The organism is Streptomyces sp. NPDC033221 (assembly GCF_055577005.1).
The window spans coordinates 230995-251310 of sequence record NZ_JBVIQN010000009.1; the positions used below are offsets into that span (position 1 = coordinate 230995).

Annotated in this window: 14 protein-coding genes; 4 read left to right on the forward strand and 10 right to left on the reverse strand. The window is 74.7% G+C overall.

Features of this window, described 5'->3' with window-relative positions:
* Nucleotides 1-174: 174 nt before the first annotated feature.
* A complete protein-coding gene (asnB, locus tag ACZ53K_RS14970; RefSeq protein ID WP_468835772.1) occupies nt 175-2025 on the reverse strand; it encodes an asparagine synthase (glutamine-hydrolyzing) in 1851 nt (616 codons plus the stop codon).
* A 238-nt stretch (nt 2026-2263) separates the two neighbouring features.
* Between asnB and ACZ53K_RS14975 the strand changes: the two genes are divergently transcribed.
* Nucleotides 2264-3193 carry a GNAT family N-acetyltransferase gene (locus tag ACZ53K_RS14975; protein ID WP_468835778.1) on the forward strand — a complete coding sequence of 310 codons (930 nt, stop codon included), beginning with the start codon at nt 2264-2266 and terminating at the stop codon, nt 3191-3193.
* 13 nt (nt 3194-3206) lie between these two features.
* On the opposite strand, the gene ACZ53K_RS14980 is transcribed toward ACZ53K_RS14975, so the two are convergent.
* The 5 genes from ACZ53K_RS14980 to ACZ53K_RS15000 form a co-directional block, all read right to left on the reverse strand.
* Nucleotides 3207-4475 carry a methyltransferase domain-containing protein gene (locus ACZ53K_RS14980; protein WP_468835782.1) on the reverse strand — a complete coding sequence of 423 codons (1269 nt, stop codon included), beginning with the start codon at nt 4473-4475 and terminating at the stop codon, nt 3207-3209.
* 84 nt (nt 4476-4559) lie between these two features.
* A complete protein-coding gene (locus ACZ53K_RS14985) occupies nt 4560-5855 on the reverse strand; it encodes a type III PLP-dependent enzyme (RefSeq protein WP_468835785.1) in 1296 nt (431 codons plus the stop codon).
* Nucleotides 5852-7633, reverse strand: a complete 1782-nt coding sequence (locus ACZ53K_RS14990) for an IucA/IucC family protein (RefSeq protein ID WP_468835788.1) — start codon at nt 7631-7633, stop codon at nt 5852-5854. The genes ACZ53K_RS14985 and ACZ53K_RS14990 overlap by 4 nt, the downstream gene beginning before the upstream one ends.
* Nucleotides 7634-7725: 92 nt before the next feature.
* A complete protein-coding gene (locus ACZ53K_RS14995; RefSeq protein WP_468835948.1) occupies nt 7726-9654 on the reverse strand; it encodes an IucA/IucC family protein in 1929 nt (642 codons plus the stop codon).
* 74 nt (nt 9655-9728) lie between these two features.
* Nucleotides 9729-11015, reverse strand: coding sequence for an ATP-grasp domain-containing protein (locus ACZ53K_RS15000; RefSeq protein ID WP_468835791.1), 1287 nt, complete (start codon nt 11013-11015; stop codon nt 9729-9731).
* Between the two features lie 327 nt (nt 11016-11342).
* Between ACZ53K_RS15000 and ACZ53K_RS15005 the strand changes: the two genes are divergently transcribed.
* Complete coding sequence (locus ACZ53K_RS15005) at nt 11343-12350, forward strand: lytic polysaccharide monooxygenase (protein ID WP_468835794.1); 1008 nt, start codon at nt 11343-11345, stop codon at nt 12348-12350.
* 352 nt (nt 12351-12702) lie between these two features.
* On the opposite strand, the gene ACZ53K_RS15010 is transcribed toward ACZ53K_RS15005, so the two are convergent.
* Nucleotides 12703-13188, reverse strand: coding sequence for an SRPBCC family protein (locus tag ACZ53K_RS15010; RefSeq protein WP_468835950.1), 486 nt, complete (start codon nt 13186-13188; stop codon nt 12703-12705).
* A 117-nt stretch (nt 13189-13305) separates the two neighbouring features.
* On the opposite strand from ACZ53K_RS15010, the gene ACZ53K_RS15015 reads away from it, so the two are divergent.
* Nucleotides 13306-13890: a TetR/AcrR family transcriptional regulator gene (locus ACZ53K_RS15015; protein WP_468835797.1), complete on the forward strand. Its 585-nt coding sequence runs from the start codon at nt 13306-13308 to the stop codon at nt 13888-13890.
* A gap of 38 nt (nt 13891-13928) precedes the next feature.
* On the opposite strand, the gene ACZ53K_RS15020 is transcribed toward ACZ53K_RS15015, so the two are convergent.
* Nucleotides 13929-14786 (reverse strand): esterase/lipase family protein, encoded by an 858-nt coding sequence (locus tag ACZ53K_RS15020; protein ID WP_468835800.1) that lies wholly within the window; start codon nt 14784-14786, stop codon nt 13929-13931.
* 224 nt (nt 14787-15010) lie between these two features.
* On the opposite strand from ACZ53K_RS15020, the gene ACZ53K_RS15025 reads away from it, so the two are divergent.
* Nucleotides 15011-15493, forward strand: a complete 483-nt coding sequence (locus ACZ53K_RS15025) for a pyridoxamine 5'-phosphate oxidase family protein (protein ID WP_468835802.1) — start codon at nt 15011-15013, stop codon at nt 15491-15493.
* Here ACZ53K_RS15025 and ACZ53K_RS15030 read toward each other — a convergent pair.
* Nucleotides 15457-16545 carry a DNA polymerase Y family protein gene (locus tag ACZ53K_RS15030; protein WP_468835804.1) on the reverse strand — a complete coding sequence of 363 codons (1089 nt, stop codon included), beginning with the start codon at nt 16543-16545 and terminating at the stop codon, nt 15457-15459. The two genes, ACZ53K_RS15025 and ACZ53K_RS15030, sit on opposite strands and share 37 nt — an antisense overlap.
* A complete protein-coding gene (locus tag ACZ53K_RS15035) occupies nt 16542-20264 on the reverse strand; it encodes a DNA polymerase III subunit alpha (protein ID WP_468835807.1) in 3723 nt (1240 codons plus the stop codon). The genes ACZ53K_RS15030 and ACZ53K_RS15035 overlap by 4 nt, the downstream gene beginning before the upstream one ends.
* Nucleotides 20265-20316: the final 52 nt, after the last annotated feature.

Consider the following 20316-nt stretch of genomic DNA (forward strand, 5'->3'; position numbering starts at 1 on the left):
GTGGCGCTCCTGGTACGGGGGTGGTGCGGGACGCAGGGGGTGGGTCGCCCCCATTGTGCGCCAGGGGTGCCCGCCGTGTCCGCAGGGCCGCTCATGTCGTACCGCGGCACCGGCCCCGCGCCGGTCCGTGCGGAGCGCGCGCCGGTTCCGCGCGCTCCCCGGATGCGCCGTGCGCTACACCTCCAGTGCCGTACCGGTCGTGACCAGCCACTCGTTGAGTCCGAGGGCCAGTTCGGCGCCCGGCCTGATGTCCTCCGTCGATCCGTCGGCGGTCACCCGGGCCACCACGTCCGCGTCCAGCAGCGGCCGGACCGGTGCGGCCGGATCGGCGGTGACCTCCTTCAGTCCGGCGCGCAGGGCTTCGGCGTAGCGGGGGTCCTGGGTGGTCGGATACGGGCTCTTGACCCGGTCGGCGATGAGGCCGGGCAGCACGTCGCGGGTGGCGGCGCGCAGCAGTGACTTCTCCCGTCCGTCGAACGTCTTCATCGTCCAGGGGGTGTTGTAGACGTACTCGACGAGCCGGTGGTCGCAGAACGGCACCCGTACCTCCAGGCCGACGGCCATGCTGGCCCGGTCCTTGCGGTCGAGCAGCGACTGCACGAAGCGGGTGAGGTGGAGGTGGCTGACCTCCCGCATCCGGCGCTGGAGGCCCGTCTCACCGGCCGCGTAGCGCACTTCGGTGAGGGCTTCGCGGTAGCGCCGGGTCTCGTAGCCCACCAGGTCGAGCTTGCCGAGCAGGCCGGGGTCGAGCAGCGCCTCGGGGGTGGCGTCACCGCCGGCGAACCGGCCGGCGATGCCGGCGGCCGTCCAGGGGAAGGTGTCCGCGTGCACGTGCTCGGGGACGTGGAACCAGCGGTAACCGCCGAACACCTCGTCGGCGGACTCCCCGGACAGGGCGACGGTCGACTGCTCCCGGATCGCCTTGAACAGCAGGTAGAGCGAGGTGTCGCCGTCACCGAAACCGTTGGGCAGGTCACGGGCGCGCAGGACGGCCGAGCGGTGGCCGCGGTCGGTGAGGTCGGCGGTGTCCAGCACGATGGCCTCGTGATCGGCGTGTACGTGCGCGGCGAGCGCGGTGGCGTACGGGCCGTCGGGGGTGCCGCGCAGGTCGTCGGCGCGGAAGTGCTCCGTATGGCCGGTGAAGTCGACGGCGAACGAGCGCACCGGGCCGCTGCCCTGCGCGGCCAGGGCGCGGGCGGCCAGCGCGGTGATGACCGAGGAGTCCAGGCCGCCGGAGAGCAGGGTGCACAGCGGTACGTCGGAGATCAGCTGGCGCTCGACGATGTCGTCGAGGAGTCCGCGCACATGTGCCACGGTCGTGCGGAGGTCGTCGGTGTGCTCGCGGGGCTCCAAGGCCCAGTAGCGGCGGGTGATCAGGCCCCCGCGGCGGACCCGTACGGTGTGGCCGGGCAGGACCTCGTACATGCCCCGGTAGACGGCGTGGCCCGGGGTCTTGGTGAAGCTGATCAGCTCGGCGAGGCCTTCCGTGTCGACGACGGGGCGCACCCGGGGGTGGGCGAGGATCGCCTTGGGCTCCGAGCCGAAGAGGACGCCGTCGGAGGTGGGGTGGTAGTAGAGGGGCTTGATGCCCATCCGGTCCCGCACCAGGAGCAGTTCCTCGGTACGCGGGTCCCACAGGGCCAGGGCGTACATGCCGTTGAGCCGCCCGGTGAACTCCTCGCCCCACTCCAGGTAGGCGTGCAGCACCACTTCGGTGTCGCTGCTGGTACGGAAGGTGTGCCCGCGGGCGGCCAGCTCCGCGCGCAGCTCACGGTAGTTGTACACCTCGCCGCTGTAGGTCAGGGCGAGCAGCGTCCGGCCATCCCGTTCGACGGTCATCGGCTGTTGGCCGCCCTCGATGTCGATGACCGCCAGCCGCCGGTGCCCGAACGCGGCGTGGGGGGCGAACCAGGTGCCCGCCGCGTCCGGGCCGCGGCAGGCCATGGTCGCGGTCATGGCGTCGAGCGTGGGGCGCTCGGTGCCGAGGTCGTGGTCGTAGGAGATCCATCCAGTGATGCCACACACGGTCGCGGCTCCTCCTTCGTTCGGCGGCGGGCGCCGCGCGTACCGGCGGGGGTTCGGCGTACCGGCCGGGGGCCCGCGCCGACGACCGTACGCCCGGGACCGGTTGTGCGTTCCGTACGTGCCGCGCGCGACCGTCCGGAACGAGCCGGCCGCGCCCCGGCTCCGGGCACGCGCCGGGCCCGGCCGCTCCCCGGATATTCGGAGGCGGCGCGCGACCGGCGGGCGTACCGTCCCGCTGATGACCATCACTGTGCGCCCTTTCCGCCGCTCCGACGCCCGGGACGTCTGCGACGTGCGTCGTCGTGTGCTGCCGTACAACATCTCCACTCCGCAGTCCGTCGCCTGGGAAGTCGCCGAGGCGCCCGCCGCCCGGCAGTTGCGGCTGTTCGTCGCCGAAGCGGACGGCCGGGTCGTCGGCGCGGCGAAGGCGGGCATCCAGCACGACAGCAGCACGCCCGGGCAGGGCCTGGCCGCCCCGCTCGTGGACCCCGGTTATCGCGGGCAAGGGGTGGGCAGCGCCCTGCTCGACGCGGCGGAGAACCATCTGGCCGGTCTCGGCGCCACCCACCTCCATGCCCACCCCCAGGACGACCCCCGCTCGCTTTCCTTCGCCGAACGCCGCGGCTACCACCGCCTGCGCCCGTCCCGGACCCTCCGCCTCGATCTCGCCCACGCCGCACTGCCACCGCTGCCCGCGGACCTGCCGCCCGGTACGGAGCTGCGGACCGCCGCCGACCTCGGCGCCGATCCCCGCCCGCTGTTCGAGGCGGACGTCGAGGTCACGGTCGACGAGCCGGACGACCTGACCATCGACGCGATGACCTACGAGGACTGGATCGGCCACACCTGGGAGCACCCGGACATCGACCTGGACCTGACGACGGTGGTGACGGTCGGCGGCGAGATCGCGGCGTTCAGTCTGGCCAGGACGGACGGCCGGGGCCGGTACGGCTCGGAGATGACCGGCACCCGCCGCGCCCACCGGGGCCGGGGGCTGGCCAAGCTCGCCAAGACCGCCTCCCTGCACCGGGCCCGCGAGGCCGGCTGCACGGAGGCGTTCACGTCCAACGACGCCGAGAACGCCCCGATGCTCGCCATCAACACCGCGCTCGGTTACCGCCCCTTCGCCGCCGAGTGGCACTGCGTGCGCGAACTGCCGGGTGCCTGACGCCGGTGCGCCGTCAGGCACCCCCGGGTATGGCCCCGGGCCCGCCGGGCCGGCCGGCATCCCGAGGGACTGCGCCACGGTCGAGGGCGGTGCCGCTGTCGAGGGCCGCGGCGCGGTCCGGCCCCGCCGGGTCGTACGCGATGGTGTCGCCGGGCCGGTGCAGGTGGAGCAGGAACCGGTGGCCCGCCCGGTAGGCGTCCAGACCGGCGCGGCAGTACGCGACCATGTCGTCCGGCAGCGCGTCGAGGCGGTACCAGCCCAGTTCGGCGCACTTGTGCGGCTCCCCGTTCACCGGCTCGCCGCCGGCGCCGTACGCGGCCTCGAAGAACCAGCCGATCCGTGCCTGCCCGCCGGGCGCCCGGTGCTGCATGACCAGCGCCACCCGCAGATCGTCCGGCTCCAGGCGCAGCCCGGTCTCCTCCGCAGCCTCCCGGATCATCGCCTCCCGTACGTCCTCGCCGTCCTCGACGTGCCCGGACGGCGCGTGCAGCAGGCCGTCGGCATAGCCCGTGCCGGTCCGGCGGGCGAGCAGGACCTCGTCGCCGCGGCGCAGGACCAGGTGGACGTCCACCACTTCGGTGTGCCGGGCGGCGGCCGGGGCCGGGACCGGCTGTATGACGGGCTCCGGGGCCGGAGCCGTGACCGGCTTCGGGTACACGATCAGCGCGTATCTCTCGTCGCGCACCCGCCGTCCCCACAACGCCGCGTCGTGGGACAGCTCTTCGAGATGCGTACGGGAAGCGAGGGGCGCGACCAGGCGGACGGCTTCGGCAGACGTCAGGCCGATCGGCTCCGCCTCGCCCCAGCGGCCCTCGACCAGCACGAGCCGGCCGCCGGGGGCCAGCAGCTCCGCCCACCGGCGCAGCGCTGCCGCCGGGTCGGACAGCGCCCACAGCACGTGCCGCACCAGGACGGTGTCGAACCGCCGCTCCCCCACCGGCGGCTCGGCCGCGTCGCCCACCAGCAGGGTGACGCCGCGGCCGGCCAGCTTGGCGCGGGCCCGTTCGATCATGCGCGGGGACCGGTCGACGCCGGTGACCCGGTGGCCCTGTCCGGCGGCCAGCTCGGCCAGGCTGCCCGTGCCGCATCCCAGGTCCAGCACCGCACCGGGCGTCCCGGGGAGCCAGGACCGTATCCGCGCGGCCCACGCGGCCCGTACGGCGGGATCCCGCAGGCCGTGGTCGGGCTCGTCGTCGAAGTCGGCGGCTGCCGCGTCCCAGTAAGCCGCCTGGCGGTGGTCCCGCTCGTCGTCCCCTGGCTCGGCTGGTGCGTTCGTGTCCATGTCCCGATCGTGACAGGCACCACTGACAACAGCCGTTCCCAGCGCCGTCACAGCCGTCCGGCCAGCCGTTTCACGCCGGGCGTATCAGGCGCGGGGCCGCCCCTCGCCCACGCGCCACCCGCGCGCCGCGGGCACGGCCGGTCCCGCGGGCAGGCCGGCGGGTTCGCCGTCGCCCACGTAATGGAAGGCCGGTGGCGGGTGCATCAGGAAGTCGTGGTGCGAGATGTTCCAGGCGTACGCCCCTGCCAGGGCGAAGGCGACCCGGTCCCCGGCGCGCAGGTGGTCGACGGGCACCCGGCGCGCCAGTACGTCCTTCGGGGTGCACAACTGCCCGGCCAGTGTGACCTCCTGTCCGTGCGCGCCGGGGCGCGGCCAGGGCCGGGTCCACTCCTCGACGGGCAGGACGACGAAGGGGTGGTCGTGCCCCTTGGCGGCCGGGGTGCGCAGGTGGTGGGTGCCGCCGCGCAGTACGGCGAACGCCTCGCCGTGGCTGTGTTTGACGTCCAGGACCTCTGTCACGTACCAGCCGCAGTACGCGGTCAGTGCCCGGCCCGGTTCGATGCGCAGGGTGAACTCGGGGTAGCGGTCGGCCAGCCCGGCGAGGCCGGTGCCGTACTCCGCCCAGTCGAAGCGGGTGCCGGGGGTCGTGTAGTCGACCGCCATGCCGCCACCGAGGCCGATCTCGCACAGGGAGTGGCCGTGCCGGGCGGCGAAGTGCCGGGCCCATTCGGTGATCCGGGCGGCGAGGGCGAGCTGGGCAGGCTCGTCCAGGCCGCTGGCCAGGTGGGCGTGGATACCGCGCAGCCGCAGCGGCCCGTTGCAGAGCAGTGGAAGGCAGTGTTCCGCGCGCGCTGGGTCGAGGCCGAAGGGCGTGGCCCGGCCGCCCATCGCGAGGGCGGCGCCGGCGGTGGCCCCGGGGCCGACCGGCAGGTTGACGCGGAGCAGCACGTCAGCGGTCCGGCCGGTCTCTCCGGCGAGAGCGGAGAGCATCCGCAGTTCGTGCTCGCTCTCCAGGTGGAAGCGCTCGACTCCCATGTCCAGGGCCGCGCGCAGCTCCGCCTCGGTCTTTCCCGGCCCGCCGAACGCCAGCGGCAGGGCGGGCACGGCCGCCCGCACATGGGCGGCCTCGCCCGCGGAGGAGACCTCGCAGCCGTCGGTGTGCGGGGCGAGCGTCCGCAGCAGGCGCGGGTCCGGGTTGGCCTTGGCCGCGTAGTACAGCTCGACGCCCGGTGGCAGCGCGGCCCGTACGGAGGCCGCGTGGGCGGCGAGGTCGGCCAGGTCGTAGACGTAGGCGGGCAGCGGTCCGTCGAGTGTGCCGCCGGGGCCCGGGTGGCCGGCCGTAAGGGTGTCCACCTGGCGCGCGGCCAGCTCGGTGATCATGAGGTGCTCCGGGGGCGGGGGAAGGCGGCCCGGGATGCGGCGCGCGTGCGGGGCGCTGCCAGGCCGTCGGACACCGTACCGTCAGCCGGGCCGGGGCCGACGGGCGAGGTGAGGCGTACGTACCCCGCTTCCCGGTCCGCCGCGCGCCCCCACCGGGTCAGCAGGTTGGCCTTGGCGGGCAGCGGCGCGCCGGCCAGCAGGGCGCGCAGTTCGGCCGGTTCGCCGTGTGCGGTGCTCCGTTCGCGCAGCACTCCGCGTACGGCGCGCCACAGTTCGCCTTCCAGCGCCGGGTGCAGGTCGGCGACGGCGGCGGCCATCTCGGCGAGGTGGTTGACCAGCAGGCAGTAGACGACCCGGTCCCAGCCGCGCTCGCGCTCGTACACGAGGGGGCGGGCCACCTCCTGCGGGAGCCCGCCGAGGAACGCGTCGTGCGGGCCGGGCAGCAGTTTGGTGCCCTCCAGGTCGCGGAAGAGGATCTGTACGGGCATGCCGAGGGCGTCGACACCGAGCACGACGTTCTGCAGGTGGGGTTCGAGGACCACGCCGTGGTCGAAGTAGGCGGCCAGCACGGGCGGGACGAGCAGCGAGAGGTACGCGTCCCACCAGCCGAGCGCGGCCACCGGGTCGCAGCCGCGCAGCAGCTCGCCGAACTGGGCGTCGCTCGACGAGTGCTCGTCGGCGACGGCGGCGGCCAGCAGCGGGGTGACGCCGGGCCGCAGCCGGGCGTCCAGCCCCTCCCGCACGATGACGCCGAGCCCCTCGGCCAGTTCCCGGTCGCCCATGTCCACGGTGCGGTAGCCGGGTTCGCGCAGCAGGTCGCAGCCGGGGAAGCGGGTGGCGAGGGCGGTGGCGGCGGTTTCCAGGTGGCGGGTGAGGGCGACGGCGCCGCGCAGTTCGTAGTCCGCGTTCTTGCGGACGCAGTTGGTGATGCGGGTGTTGAGGCTGAACTTGAGGAAGTCCCGCCCGTCGTAGAGCGTGCGGACGGATGCGGTGGGCGCGAAGGCGTCGCCGCGCTCCCCCAGGTCGAGCACGTCACCGCGCCGTACGGCGTCCCGCAGGGCGGGGTGCGCGCGGAGCATGGCGTACTGCCAGGGGTGCGCGGGCAGCAGCCGGTACCCGTCCGGTACGGCGCCCTGCCGGTCCAGCGCCGTCAGCGCCCCGGGGGAGGCGCTCTCCTCGCGTACGCGGTCGGCGCGTACGGCCAGGTGGCGCAGGGGGAAGCGGGCCCCGGCCTCGGGTGCGTAGCGGGCCCAGTCGGTGGCGCTGCCGGTACGGGACTTGGGCGTCGGGTGGAACCGGTGGCCGAACAGCAGTGACTGTTCGGAGCGCAGGTAGCGGGCGTGCGGGCCGGTGCCCCGGCTGCCCGCCCGGCCGGGGGTGGCGGCGTGCCGCAGGGCGGCGGTGACGCCCGCGTGGCTCGACGCGACCTGTGCGCGGAATTCCTCGTTCCGTACTCCCGTGCGCAGTTCCAGCTCCCGCTGCGTGCACGCGGCCAGCTCCTCCCAGCCCAGTTCCTGCCAGTTGCCGTCACACCACCGCCCGGCCGGGCCGGTGAAGCGGTGTGTGCCGGTGAGCGAGGCCCGGCGCAGTCCGATCCGCAGCAGTTCGCCACAGCGCGGCAGCCGGAGCAGCAGGTGCGCACCGGCCACGGTGGTCTGCCGTTCCGGGCCGCAGACCTCGCGCAGCAGGCAGTTCAGGAGGGTGTGGGCCACGGGTTCGTCCGCCGAGAGGGGGACCGTCCGGTCCGTGGCGGCCGTGCGGGAGGGGGCGAGGGGCATTGCGGGGACTCCAACGAGGGGTGGGGAGAAGAGGGCCGGACCGGCGGCGGGCCCGGCCGGGTGCCGGCCGGGTCACGGCGTGGGGGTGGCGGTCACCGGCCCGGCGTCAGGTAGTTCGGCCCGGTGACGTAGTGCTTGTTGATGTCCGACGCCCCCGGCCGGCGTTTCGTGAACAGGCTGCCGGCCGTGACCATGGCCTTGACCGGCAGCCGGTCGGCGTCCAGGACGCGGTGGCGCAGTACGGCGGCGGCCGCTCCGGGTGCGGCCTCCAGCCGGTCGACGGCCTCTGTCAGCCGCGCTCTGAGCTGCCCGAGCAGCACCGGCAGCGGCGCGCGGCCGAGCCGGGCCAGTTCGAAGGCGAGGGCTCCGGCGCACAGGTGGACGGTGATGGTGGCGAAGACGTCCGCCACCGGGGCGTCGCTGCCCACCAGGATGCGCTTGTCGTCGAATCCGCACAGGTCGGCGGCTTCCCCGCCCAGGACGGCGGCCAGCCGTACGGTGTTCACCCGGGGCCCGTCGTTGTCCTTGAGCAGCAGGCGCAGGCGCGGGCGGCCGGCCACCTCGTCCAGGACGAGGGAGGTGTTCTGCTGGTGCGACTCCAGGGCGATGCCGTACGCGAAGAGGGTGGTGTGCCAGTCCAGGAGGAGCGCCAGGTAGGCGTCGAGGAGGGCGAGCAGGTCGCCGCCGTAGAAACGGCGGGCGAGGTCGTCGGCGACCAGTGAGCCGTCCGGCATCCGGGCGGCGAGCGCGGCCAGCGGCACGACCCGGGCGCCGCGCAGTCCGCTGGAGCCGCGCAGACCGCGCAGGCTGCGCGCCCCCTTGAGCCCGTCGGCGCTGCCGCACACCGCCGCCGCGCCGCCGCTGCCCTTGGGGAAGCGGCGTACCAGGGTGGCCAGCAGGTCGTGTCCGGCGTCCAGGTAGGTGGTCTCGTCGGCGAGGAGCACGGTCTCGGCGAAGCGCGGGTGCCGGTCGACGACGGTCTCCAGCAGCCGCTGGCCCACCGCGCCGTCCACGAGTGTGCCGGGTTTCATGCCGCGCCGGTTGAGGCGGCCCAGGGTGGCGGTGGCGAGCGGGAGTTTGAGGTGGGTGTACGGGTCGTCGGTGACGGCGACGGTCCGCATCGACAGGGTGGGCCGTACCGGCAGCCAGGCGCGGTCGGCGAGCCGCGCGTCGTCCGTCAGGCCGCGGGCGCGCAGCGCTTCGGCCAGCGGCGTGCCGGCGGTGAGCGGGTGGACGGGCAAGGCGAGGTGACTGCCGTCCAGCCGGGGCAGGCCCAGGTCCCCGGGGGCGGGCCACCAGGCGGGCAGCGCCGCCGGGTCGCCGTTGACGGCCTCGCGCGGGAGGGCCAGCCAGCGCAGCGCGAAGCCGGGGGCGAACTCCGGCGCGTGGGCGCGGATATCGGCTTCCGTCAGGCCGATGCGGGCCCGTCCGGTGGGGTAGACGGGGTGGTCGCGGTACGCGGCGAGGGTGTCGTAGTCGAGTGCGCCGCCGGGGCCGCACCAGGCGCGGTCGCCGTCGTACGCACCGATCGGCGTGCCGCGTTCTTCGCCGTACGCGTGGGCCGCCGCGCCCCGGGCGCCGTCGGCCGCCGCCCCGCTGTTCCCGTCGTCGCTCCCCCCGTAGGCGCCACTGTTTCCGCCGTACGCCCCGCCGCCCGCGTGCGGGCCGAGCCGGCCGATGACCGTCCGGCGCTCCGCGGCCTGCATCCGGGCCGTGGCCAGCGCCTGGTGGCACTCGGCGGTGAAGGCGTCGAAGCCCGGCCGGTCCTCGGGGGCAACGGCGGTGCGCAGCAGCCCCATGACGCCGTCCACTCCGGTCACCCGTGTGCCGTCGGCGCGCTCCAGCTCTCCCCTGCGGGCGGCGATCTCGCACTGGAAGCCGTCGGGCCCGACCGGGATGAGGGCCGGGCCGTCCGGCAGGGCCAGCCGCAGCCAGTCCCCGTCCGCGCGGCGTACCGCCCCGGCGTAGCGGCGCAGCCCGTACGCGTCCTCGCGCAGCAGCGCGCTCACCACGCGCCGCATCAGCTCCTCTTCCGCAGCGCCCTCCGGGGCCGCACCCCGCAGGGTGTCCGGTACGCCGCCTCCCGTCACCGCCGTCACGGCACGATCTCCCAACAGTGTGCGGCCAGGAACTCCCATACGGCCGCGTCGATACGCCCCTCGTCCCGGCCGGACGCCCGCAGCACCCCGAGGAAGTCGCGGTTGGTGCCGTACAGCGGGTGCCGCTCGCCCGTCTCACGTAAGGGCCGGTAGTCGAGGCGGACACCGTCCGCCTCCCGTATGTGTGCCTCCGGGGCGGCCTTCAGCGTCCCGGCGCGGTCGGCACACACGTACTCCATGCGCACCCGCGCGCCGCGCCGCACGGGCAGGGCGTCCGGCAGCGGCTCCCCCAGGTGCGTACGGAGGATCAGCTGGAAGAGCGGGAGGTCCAGCGCCTCGGCGAGGGCGAGGTCGCACCGGTCGCCGATGGCCCGGTAGTTGACCTCGATGATCCGGGGCCGGCCGCCCTGTTCCACGTACTCGGTGTGGCAGGCGCCGAAACCGACGCCGAGGGCGCGTAATTGCTCCAGTACCCGGCCGGTGCAGGGGCCGGGCGGCTCGGGGAGCAGGCGCAGTCGCTCCTCGATGAAGTGCGGCGGCGGTGAGATGTCCGTACGGAACGAGGCCAGGGGGTGCAGTACGTGTCCGTCGCCGAGGGTCTCCAGGGTGTGCAGCGGGCCGTCCAGGTACTCCTCCAGGAGCAGCGCGGCGCCGGGCCGCCGTGTCCGGATCTCGTGGCACCGCGCGGCCAGTTCCGCGTCATCCGCCACCAGGAAGACGTCCTGGCTGGCGACTCCTTCGCGCGGTTTGAGGACACAGGGGTACGGGACGCCGTGTCCGTGCCCGGCCGGGTCGTCGCGCGGCGTCAGTTCGGCGGATCTGACGGTGTCCAGCCCGGCGGATGCCAGGCTGCGCCGCAGTTCGGCCTTGTTCTTCGTGCGGAGCGCCGCCCGCCAGTCCTTGCCGGGCAGCCCGAAATAGTCAGCGGCCAGGGCGGCCTGGGCCTGGAGATGGTCACTGTTGGTGAAGACCGCAGCGGGCGGGCCAACTCGGCTGGCCCGTGCGGAGGTCAGCGCGATCACGGCACGGAAGTCCTGCACGTCGCACGGTACGATCTCCAGTCCGCCGGGCAGCGCTCCCGCCGGTGGCCCGCCCCCGCGCCGGTCACGCGCGTATCGCCCGTACGCCTCCCGGTGGGCATCCGGCTGGTCGGTCAGCAGCGTCACGGCGAGGCCGAGGCGGGCCGCGGCCGGCAGGAAGCCTTCCGTGACGGAGTCGGTGGGGTTGCGGGCGAGGAGGGTCAGGCCCGCGCAGGCGTCGTTCGGGGTTGCGGCCTCGTTCACATGCGGAAGATTAGGTTAGGCATACCTAACCTTGTCAACTCGCGTCGATCCGCCGCCGCGTCACCCCTCCCCACCCCCTCTTCCCCACCTTCGCTTCACCCCCTTTTTGCCACCCTGACACACCCGTTCCGAGGTTCCGGGGCCCTCGGAACCCCCGGTGCTTAACCCCTCCTCAGATCTCCCTTAACGGGGCCATAAAGATCGCCACGAACCGGCTTCCGGCCCGAAATGCGCAGTTCAGCGGGGCTAGCGTGCTGATCGCACCGACCGGGCCAGGCGCCCTGGCCGGTGCCGCTCCCCCCTGATCCGACGAAGGAGACCCCCACGATGACCGCTCGCCGCAAGGCAGCCGGGATCGCCCTGACCGGCATCGCCCCGCTGGCGCTCACCGCGCTCACCGCGACCCCGGCCGTCGCCCACGGCTCGATGACCGACCCGGTCAGCCGGATCTCCGCCTGCTTCGCCGAGGGCCCCGAGCACCCGAAGTCCGCGGCCTGCAAGGCGATGGTCGCGGCCGGCGGCACCCAGGCCCTGTACGACTGGAACGGCGTACGGGACGGCAACGCGGGCGGCCAGTCCAAGAAGCGCATCCCGGACGGCAAGCTGTGCAGCGCCAACAGCCCCGAGTACAAGGGCCTGGATCTGCCGCGGGCGGACTGGCCGTCCTCGAACCTGAAGGCGGGCAGCCACACCTTCCGGTACAAGGCGACCGCCCCGCACCGCGGCTCCTTCGAGCTGTACATGACCAAGGACGGTTACGACCCCACCAAGCCGCTCAAGTGGTCCGACCTGGAGGCGAAACCGTTCGCCAAGGTCACCAACCCGAAGCTGACCGGCGGTGACTACGTCTTCAGCGGCAAGGTGCCCGCCAAGTCCGGCCGCCACCTGATCTACAGCATCTGGCAGCGCTCGGACAGCCCCGAGGCGTTCTACACCTGCTCCGACGTCGTCTTCGGCAAGGGCGGCGGTAAGGGCGCGGCGGCATCGGCACCGTCCGCCGCCGCGCCGAGCGATCAGCAGATCGCCGCGGAGGCGGCCAAGTCGTCCATGGACCACATGCACCACGGCGGCCACGGCGCTCCGGCGGCCGGTGCCGACGGCAAGGCGCCGGGCGACGACGGCGCGGGCAACGCGCCGCACCCCAACGGCGGCGCGGCCAAGGAGGTGGACGCCGGGAAGGCCGGTGCCCAGCAGGCGGCCGGCAACCGCCTCGCGGAGACCGGCGGCGACAGCTCGACCGCGCCGATAGCCATCGGCGGCGCGGCCGTCCTGGCACTGGGCGCCTCGGTCCTGTTCGCGAGCGCGCGCCGCAAGGCGGTCCGCCAGCGCGGCTGATCCACACACTTTCTCCCCAGGGCTCTTTCCCCCACACACAGGGCCCACCCTGTGAGGCCATCCCCCACTGGCCCCGCAGGTCCCGTGAGGCCATCCCCCACTGGCCTCGCACCCCCCGTGCGGCCATCCCCCACTGGCCTCGCGGGGCACCCCCCACAGCTGGCGCCGCCGTCCCCTTTCCTTCACCTCAGGGGGCGGCGGCGCCTCCGCGCGCGCCCCGCTCCCGCGCCGCACTCCCCTGTGGTGCGGCGAGCGAGCAGGCCGGGCCCACCCGGCCATGGTTGCGCGCCCCTCGTCATCCCTCAGCGCCGGGCGACGCGCCGGAGCTTCCCGTTCCGGCGTGGAAATCCGGCTACTTCGGGTACAGGCGCCGCAGCAGGCGCACGTACGGATTCCAGCGCGCGGGGCGCGCGACCGCCCCCGTACAGGCGAGTTCGGCCCGGTCCAGGCTGTCTTCCAGCACCGCGTCGTGCAGGTGCCGGTAGGCCAGCGGCCAGCTGAGCCTGGCCGGCCCGCGGGCGTGCATCGCCAATGTGTGCCGCAGCACCGAGCGCCCCTCTCCGAGAGCGTGCGCGGTGTATTCGTGAAAGCCGTCGAAACCGCGCGGCCCACTGAAGGCGAAGCGCGCCCAGGTCCCCGGCACATGGGCGACGACCGTGTAGCGGACCGGCCCGTGGCCCCCGGCCGCACCCGGGCCCAGCGGGCGGTCGAGCAGCATCGGCGGCCAGTCGCCGTGCGGCCAGAGCGGATCGCCCGCCCCTGCCAGGCCGTCGATCAGCGCACCGGCCACGCCCACTGGCACCGCCAGTTCACGCTCGTGCACATTGCAGACCGCCATGTCCGTCCACCTCCGCATGCCGCGACTCCGTACGGGTCTCCGTACCGGGGCTCCTACTCAGAGACACCCTATTAGAGGCCCTCCTCCAATTGCTTTCTGGAGAGTACCCTCCAGAACATGGCCAGACCACCGCTCTTCGACATGACCCTGCTCCTGGACGCCGCCGTCCGGCTGGCCGCCGAGGCGGGCCCCGCGGGTGTGACCATGTCCGCGGTCGCCGCGGCCGTCGGCGCGCCGAGCGGATCGGTCTACCACCGCTTCGCCGGCCGTCCCGCGCTCCTCGCCGAGGTGTGGCTGCGCACGGTCGAACGGTTCCAGGAGGGGTACTTCGCCGCACTCCGGTCGGCACCGGACCCGCATTCCGCCGGCGCGGCGGCGGCCCGGCACGTCGTCTCCTGGAGCCGCGCCCATCCCCAGGAAGCGGCTCTCCTGCTCTACGGCGCCCGGGACTTCGGCCGGGACAGCTGGCCGGCCGTGTACGCCACACGGGCCGACGAGGGCCACCGGCGGGTACGGGACTCGGTGGGCGCGCTGGCCCGGGACCTGGGTGCGCGCACCCCGCAGGACGCCGAGCGCGTCTCCCTGGCGGTCATCGACGTACCGCTGTCCCTGGTACGCCGCCATCTGCGCGGCGGTACCCCGCTCCCCGCCCACGCCGAGGACCTCGCCGCACAGTGCACGGCTGCGCTGCTGGCGGGCTGAGCGGGGGGCGGGTCGCGGGCCTCCGGTGCTGCCGTCCGTCAGGCCGCCGCGGAGGCGCAGGTCGTCGGGGTGGCATGGGCCGGGTCGAGGGCGTTGGCCGTCTCGTGGAAGGCGACGCGGTCGAGGAGGCCGATGGTCGCATGCCCCGAGAGGTCGAGCGGGCACAGGTCCTGGACGAGGACGTTGCGGACGCCGGGGCCGGTCAGGAACTGGCTGCGGTACGGCGTGACGATCCAGTCGTACCGGGTCGCGATGACCGTGTACCGCACGCCGGGCACGGTGTCACCGCCGGCGTTGAGGCGGCGCAGGAAGGCCGAGCCGCGGATCTGGTCGGTGAGGGCGGGCGCGATGCCGTGCACGGCCTTTTTGGCCGCGGGGGTGGCGTCCAGCAGCCGGGTCAGGCCCATCAGGTCCGTGCCGTGGTTGTCGGGCGCGATGCCGACGAGGGCGTTCACCTTGGCAGCGCCGCCGTGGAACTTGAGGTACTGGCGCGGCATCATGCCGCCCTGCGAGTGCCCGACGATGTCGGTCTTCCGCGCGCCTGTCACGGCCAGGACGCGGTCGACGTACGCGGACAGCTCAACGGCGGATTTCGCCACCGGGCCCAGGCCGTGGACGAGGGGCACCCCGGGCAGCCGGCCGTAGTCGAGGGAGAAGACGCAGTAGCCGCGCTTGACCAGGTAGGGAGCCAGCGCGAGCCAGTTGTCCACGGAGTTGGCGAACGTGCCGTGCACCAGGACCACCGGCCTGGGGTGGGCGGCTGACGGCTTGCAGGCGTAGTTGTTCCAGCCGCGGTCCACGGTCTGTGGCGCGGCGGACGCCGGAGCCGTGGTGAGGCCGGCCGTCAGGGCGAGCGCGGGAATCAGGCCGAGCAGGCGGGTGCGGAGCAGCTTCACGGGGGCTCCTTGCGGGGGGGGGAGAGGCACGCCGGGAGAGGGCCGGGTCCGGCACGCCGTTCACCTGCGGCCCGGATCGCACGGCGCAACGACTGCACTTCGGTCACGTCACGGCGCGGTCCGCCGCACGGGTGAGGGGCGTGCGGAGCAAGGGCCGCCCGGGCCGTTGTCAGTGGGGTCCCCTAGAGTCGGAGCAGTTGGCCACGTGCCGAGGGGAGGCCGTCGTGACGGCGGTGGAACGGACGGAGGACCCGAGGACGCGGCAGGTCGCGGAGGTCGTGCCCGAGCGCGAGCTGCGGGAGCTGATCGGCGAGCCGAACGACCACGCGCTGTACAAAGTGCGCGACCGGCTGCACGACCTCGACCGCCAGTGGCTGGCGCGCTCGCCGTTCTGTTACGTGGCCACCGCGGACGCCGGGGGCCGGTGCGACGTCTCCCCCAAGGGCGACCCGGCCGGTTTCACCCTGGTGCTGGACGACACGACGCTCGCGATACCGGACCGCCCCGGCAACAAGCGGCTGGACGGCTTCCGCAACATCCTCGCCAACCCCCAGGTCGGGCTGAACTACGTCCTCCCCGGGCGCGGCGACACCCTGCGCATCAACGGCCGGGCCCGGATAGCCAAGGGCGTCGAGGTCCCCGACACCCCGCTGGAGGAACTGGAGGCGCACTACGGCCCGCGGTACGCGGACCGGCTGTACGGCTGAGCGAGCTTCGCCGCGGGCCGGGCCGCCGCCTCGCCGAAGCGCTCCCGCGCCCGGTCCACGGCGGCCTCGATGCGGCGCGCCTTGTCCTCGGCCGGGTCGAACGTCAGCTGCCGGGAGGCGAGTTCGGCGCGGCACAGGTCCTCGGCCCGCAGCGCCACGGAGCGTACCCGCGCCCGTTGCAGCCCGAGCGCCGCGTGCAGCGCGTACGCCGCGTCCGTCAGTGCCGGTCCGTGTGCGGTCGGTTCGGGCAGCCGCCGGGTGCGCGTTGTCGTGGAGCGGTCGGCGTAGCGCACGGTGAGGGTGAGCACGCGGGCCGCCCGGCCGCTGCCGCGCAGCCGGGCGCCGAGGTCGTCCGCGAGCGAGAGCAGCGCGCGCCGCCGCCGGTCCGGGTCCAGTTCGTCGTGGGCGAAGCGGTGTTCGGCGCCGGCCGAGCGCGCGGCGGCGTTCGGGGTGACCGGGCTCGGGTCGATCCCGCGGGCCTTGTCGTACACCGCCCGGCCGGTCTTCGCGCCGAGGATGCGCTGCAGGGTCGCGGGCGGCGCGGCCGCGATCCGGCCGACGCTGTCCAGCCCGTACGCACACAGGGCGCGCGCGGTCGCCGGCCCGACGCCGTGCAGCGCGGCGGCCGGTTTGCGGTCGAGGAAGTCCGCGACGGCGTCCCCGGGGACCCGGCGCACCTCGCCGGGCGCGGCGCCCTGCGCCGCCATCCGCGCGAGCAGCGGGTTGCCGGCGACGCCGATGGTGCACCGTACGCCGTACCAGGCCAGCGCCCGCAGCCGGATCAGCTCGGCGATGCCCGCGGCGTCCCGTTCGAAGTAGCGCAGCGCTCCCCGTACGTCGGCCAGTGCGGCGTCCGGCGGCAGCGCCTCGATCACCGGCGTGAACTGGCCGAGCAGCCGCAGGAGACGGCCGTACGTCTCCTCGTCGAGCGGAGCGTCCCGGTCCCCGTCCGCGGCCCCGCCCCCCTCCCGGTCCCCGGCGGCGCGGAACCGTACGTACAGCATCCCGGCGGGGGCGCCGGACCCGGCGGGCGTCCCGCTTCCGCCGGTCATCCCGCGCTCCCCGGACTGGCGTGCCACAACTTGCGTCCGGTGCCGACGCCTTCGCCCGCCGGGCGGAGGTCGGCCCAGGGGTGCAGTTCGTAGCCGGTCTCCAGCCGGATGGTGCGGCCGGCGGCGGCCGGTTCCGCAACCGGCCGTGGTTCCGTGTCCGTGCCCGTCCAAGTCGCCTCGGCGGCGGCCGAGCCCGTGCGGCCCGGCTCGCTGTGCACCCGGCGCGGCACCGGCTGCGGCACCGCCTGCGGGCCGGGCCCGCCGTCCGCCTGCCCGGCCGGGTCCGCCGCCGCCCGCCCCCCTGCCGCGAGGCGCGCGGTGACCGCCTCCAGGCCGCCCTCGCGGCGCAGTTCGGCCAGCTCGGCGAGGTTCCAGGCGGCGGCGCCGACCACGCTGAAGCTGCGCGGCCCGCGCCGCTGGACCGTGCCGCGCACGAGCAGCAGCCAGGAGTGGAAGACGGTGTGCGCGCACGTCTCGTGGGAATCGTCGAAGAAGGCGCAGTCGACCAGGCCCGTACTGTCGTCGAGGGTGGTGAAGATGACCCGGCGGCCGGAGCGGATCGGCGGCGTCTGGGTGGCCGCCTTCGCCCCGGCGACCAGCACCGTCTCCCCGTCCTCCGCGTCGCGCAGCCGCTTGGCGGGCAGCGCGCCCAGCTCCGCGAGGAACTCCCGGTGGTCGCTCATCAGGTGCCGGGTGGTGTCCATGCCGAGGACGCCCAGTTCGGCGCTGAGCTTTTCGACGTCGGTCAGGTCGGGCAGCCCGGCCGGTTCGACCGCCTCGGCGGGTGCGCCGGCGCCGTACCCGGCGTCGAGGGGCAGTTGTCCCGCGGCCACGCCCCGCTGCCGGCCGTGCAGTTCGGCCAGGTGCAGCAACAGATCGCGCCGGTTGGCGCCGAAGGCGTCCAGCGCGCCCACGCGGGCGAGGCGTTCGGCCACCGGGCGGCTGGGCCGGGCCCGTTGCCACAGGTCGGGGAGCGAGGAGTAGGGCTGCCCGTCCTCGATGCGCCGGGCCTCGGCCTCGCTCATGCCGTGCACGTCGGCCAGGGCGAGCCGCAGGCCCCAGAGGGCGCTGCTTCCGCCTCCCTGACCGGCGGGCGCACCCACACCCGCACCATCAGACACCAGTTCGATTCGATGAGCGGCCGCCGACCGGTTCACATCCAGCGGCAGCACCGGCACCCCGCGCCGCCGCGCGTCCGCCAGCAGCAGCCGCTTCGGGTACATCCCCGGGTCGTGGGTGAGCAGCCCGGCATAGAAGGCCGCCGGATGGTGGGCCTTGAGCCAGGCGGACTGGTACGTCGGTACCGCGAAGGCGACCGCGTGTGCCTTGCAGAAGCCGTACGAGCCGAACGCCTCGACGATCTCCCAGGTGCGTCCGACCACCTCGGGCGTGTACCCCCGCCCGCCGGCCCGCTCGGTGAACCAGGCGCGCACCTGTCCCTGGACCTCCGGCTTGGACAGCGCGCGCCGCTTCTCGTCCGCCTCGCCCCGGTCGCAGCCGGTCATGATCCGCAGGATCTCGATGATCTGCTCGTGGAAGACGACCACGCCGTAGGTCTCGCGCAGCGGCCCCTCCAGGTCCGGGTGCGGGTAGCGGGCGGGCCGGCGGCCGTGCCGGGCCTCGATGAAGGGCCGCACCATGTCGGCCGAGACCGGTCCGGGGCGGAACAGCGAGATGTCGACCACCAGGTCGTGGAAGGTGGCGGGCTGCAGCCGGCCGACCAGGTCGCGCTGGCCGGGCGACTCGATCTGGAAGCAGCCGAGCGTCTCGGTGGAGCGGATCAGGCCGTAGGTGGCGGGGTCGCCGGGCGGCACCTGCGCCGGGTCGTCGAGGTCGACACCGCGCCCGGTGGTCCGCCCGATCTCGGCGGTCGCGTGCGCCATCGCGGACTGCATCCGTACGCCCAGCACGTCCAGCTTGAGCAGCCCCATCTCCTCCACGTCCTCCTTGTCGAACTGCGACATCGGCAGCGGGGAGCCGCCCTCGCCGTCGCGGTGCGGGATCTCGCTGCGGGTGGGGACGACAGGGGTGCGGTCCAGCAGTGAGGCGTCCGAGAGCAACACCCCGCACGGGTGCATGGCGATACCGCGCGGCAGCGCGTCCAGCGCCTCGACCAGGTCCCACATCGGCCCGTACTTCTCCGCGTGCACGCCGCGCAGCTCGGGCAGTTCGGCGAGGGCCGCGCGGGCGTCGCGGGCCCGGATGTGCGGGAAGGACTTGGCCAGCCGGTCCACCTCGGCCGGGTCCATGCCCAGGGCGGCGCCCACGTCCCGTACTGCGTGCCGTACCCGGTAGGTCTCGGGCATGGCGACGGTGGCGACCCGCTCGGTGCCGAACCGGTCGAAGATCGCGCGGTAGACCTCCAGGCGGCGCGCGGACTCCACGTCGATGTCGATGTCGGGCAGCACCGCGCGGCGCTTGGACAGGAAGCGCTCCATCAGCAGGTCCTGTTCGACCGGGTCGGCGTGCGCGATGCCCAGCAGGTGGTTGACGAGCGAGCCCGCGCCGGAGCCGCGCGCGGTGACCCGGATGCCCAGGCCCCGGGTGTCCTCGACGACCTTGGCGACGGTCAGGAAGTACGACGGGAAGCCGTGGTGTTCGATGATGTCCAGTTCGTGGTCCATCCGCTCCCAGTACGTGCGGCGCCGGTCGTAGCCGCGCAGCACCATCCCGGCGGCGCAGCGGGAGCGCAGCACCCGCCCGGCCGTCCGGCGCGCGGCGCCGACCAGCCGGGGTTCGGGGAAGTGGACGGTGCCCAGCCCGATGTCGCCCTCCGGATCGACCCGGCACCGCGCGGCCGTCTCCTCGGTCATCTCCAGCAGCCGCTGCGCGGTGCCGCGCCCGAGGCCGGCCGCCTCGGCGATCCGCTCGGCGGCGCGGGCCATCGTGATCGCGTCCTTGAGCCACCGTTCACCGCTGTCCCGGGCCTCCGGGCGGTGCCGGTCCACGGGCACCAGGCGGCGGGCGGCGTCCAGGACGTCGGCGACCGGGCCCTGGCCGGGGTCGGCGTAGCGGACGGCGTTGGTCAGTACGGCCCGGACGCCGTGTTCGACGGCGAAGCCGAGGGTGCGGGCGGCGAGGCGCAGCGAGCCGGGGCCGGTGCCGGTACGGCCGTGGTCGACGACCTCCAGGCGCAGCGCGTCACCGAACAGCTCGCGCCAGGGGGCGAGGAGCCGGGCGGCGCGGTCGGGGCGTCCCGCGGCCAGCGCGCGGCCGGTCTCGGAGTCCGGGCCGAGCAGGACGGTGACCGCGTCCGGCGCTCCGGCGCGCACCGCGTCCGTGAGGGCGGCCCAGGTCAGGACGGGCTTGGCGGAGTCTCCCGGCAGGGTGGCCGCGTGCGCGGCCGAGACCAGGCGGCAGAGCATGGCCCAGCCGGCCGCGCCGTCTCGGGCGAGGAAGACGGCGCGGGCCGCGGACTCGTCGATGAAGGCGCCGCCGCGTACCGGGCTGCGCGGCCGGGCCGTCCCCGGGGCGGCGCCCGGCACCGTACGGCCGTTCTCGGGCGGGGCCACCGCCAGTTCGGTGCCGAACAGGGGGCGGACGCCGGCCCGCGCCGCGGCCTTGGCGAAGCGGACGGCTCCGGCGAGGCCGTCCCGGTCGGTCAGCGCGAGGGCGTCCATGTCGCGTTCGGCGGCGCGCTCGGCGAGCCGTTCCGGATGGGCGGCGCCGTACCGCAGGGAGAAACCCGAGGCGGTGTGCAGATGCGTGAACCGTGGCATCCGCGCCTCCTGCCGCTCGTACACCCCCTGACCGTTGCTGCGTCCCCCGTCG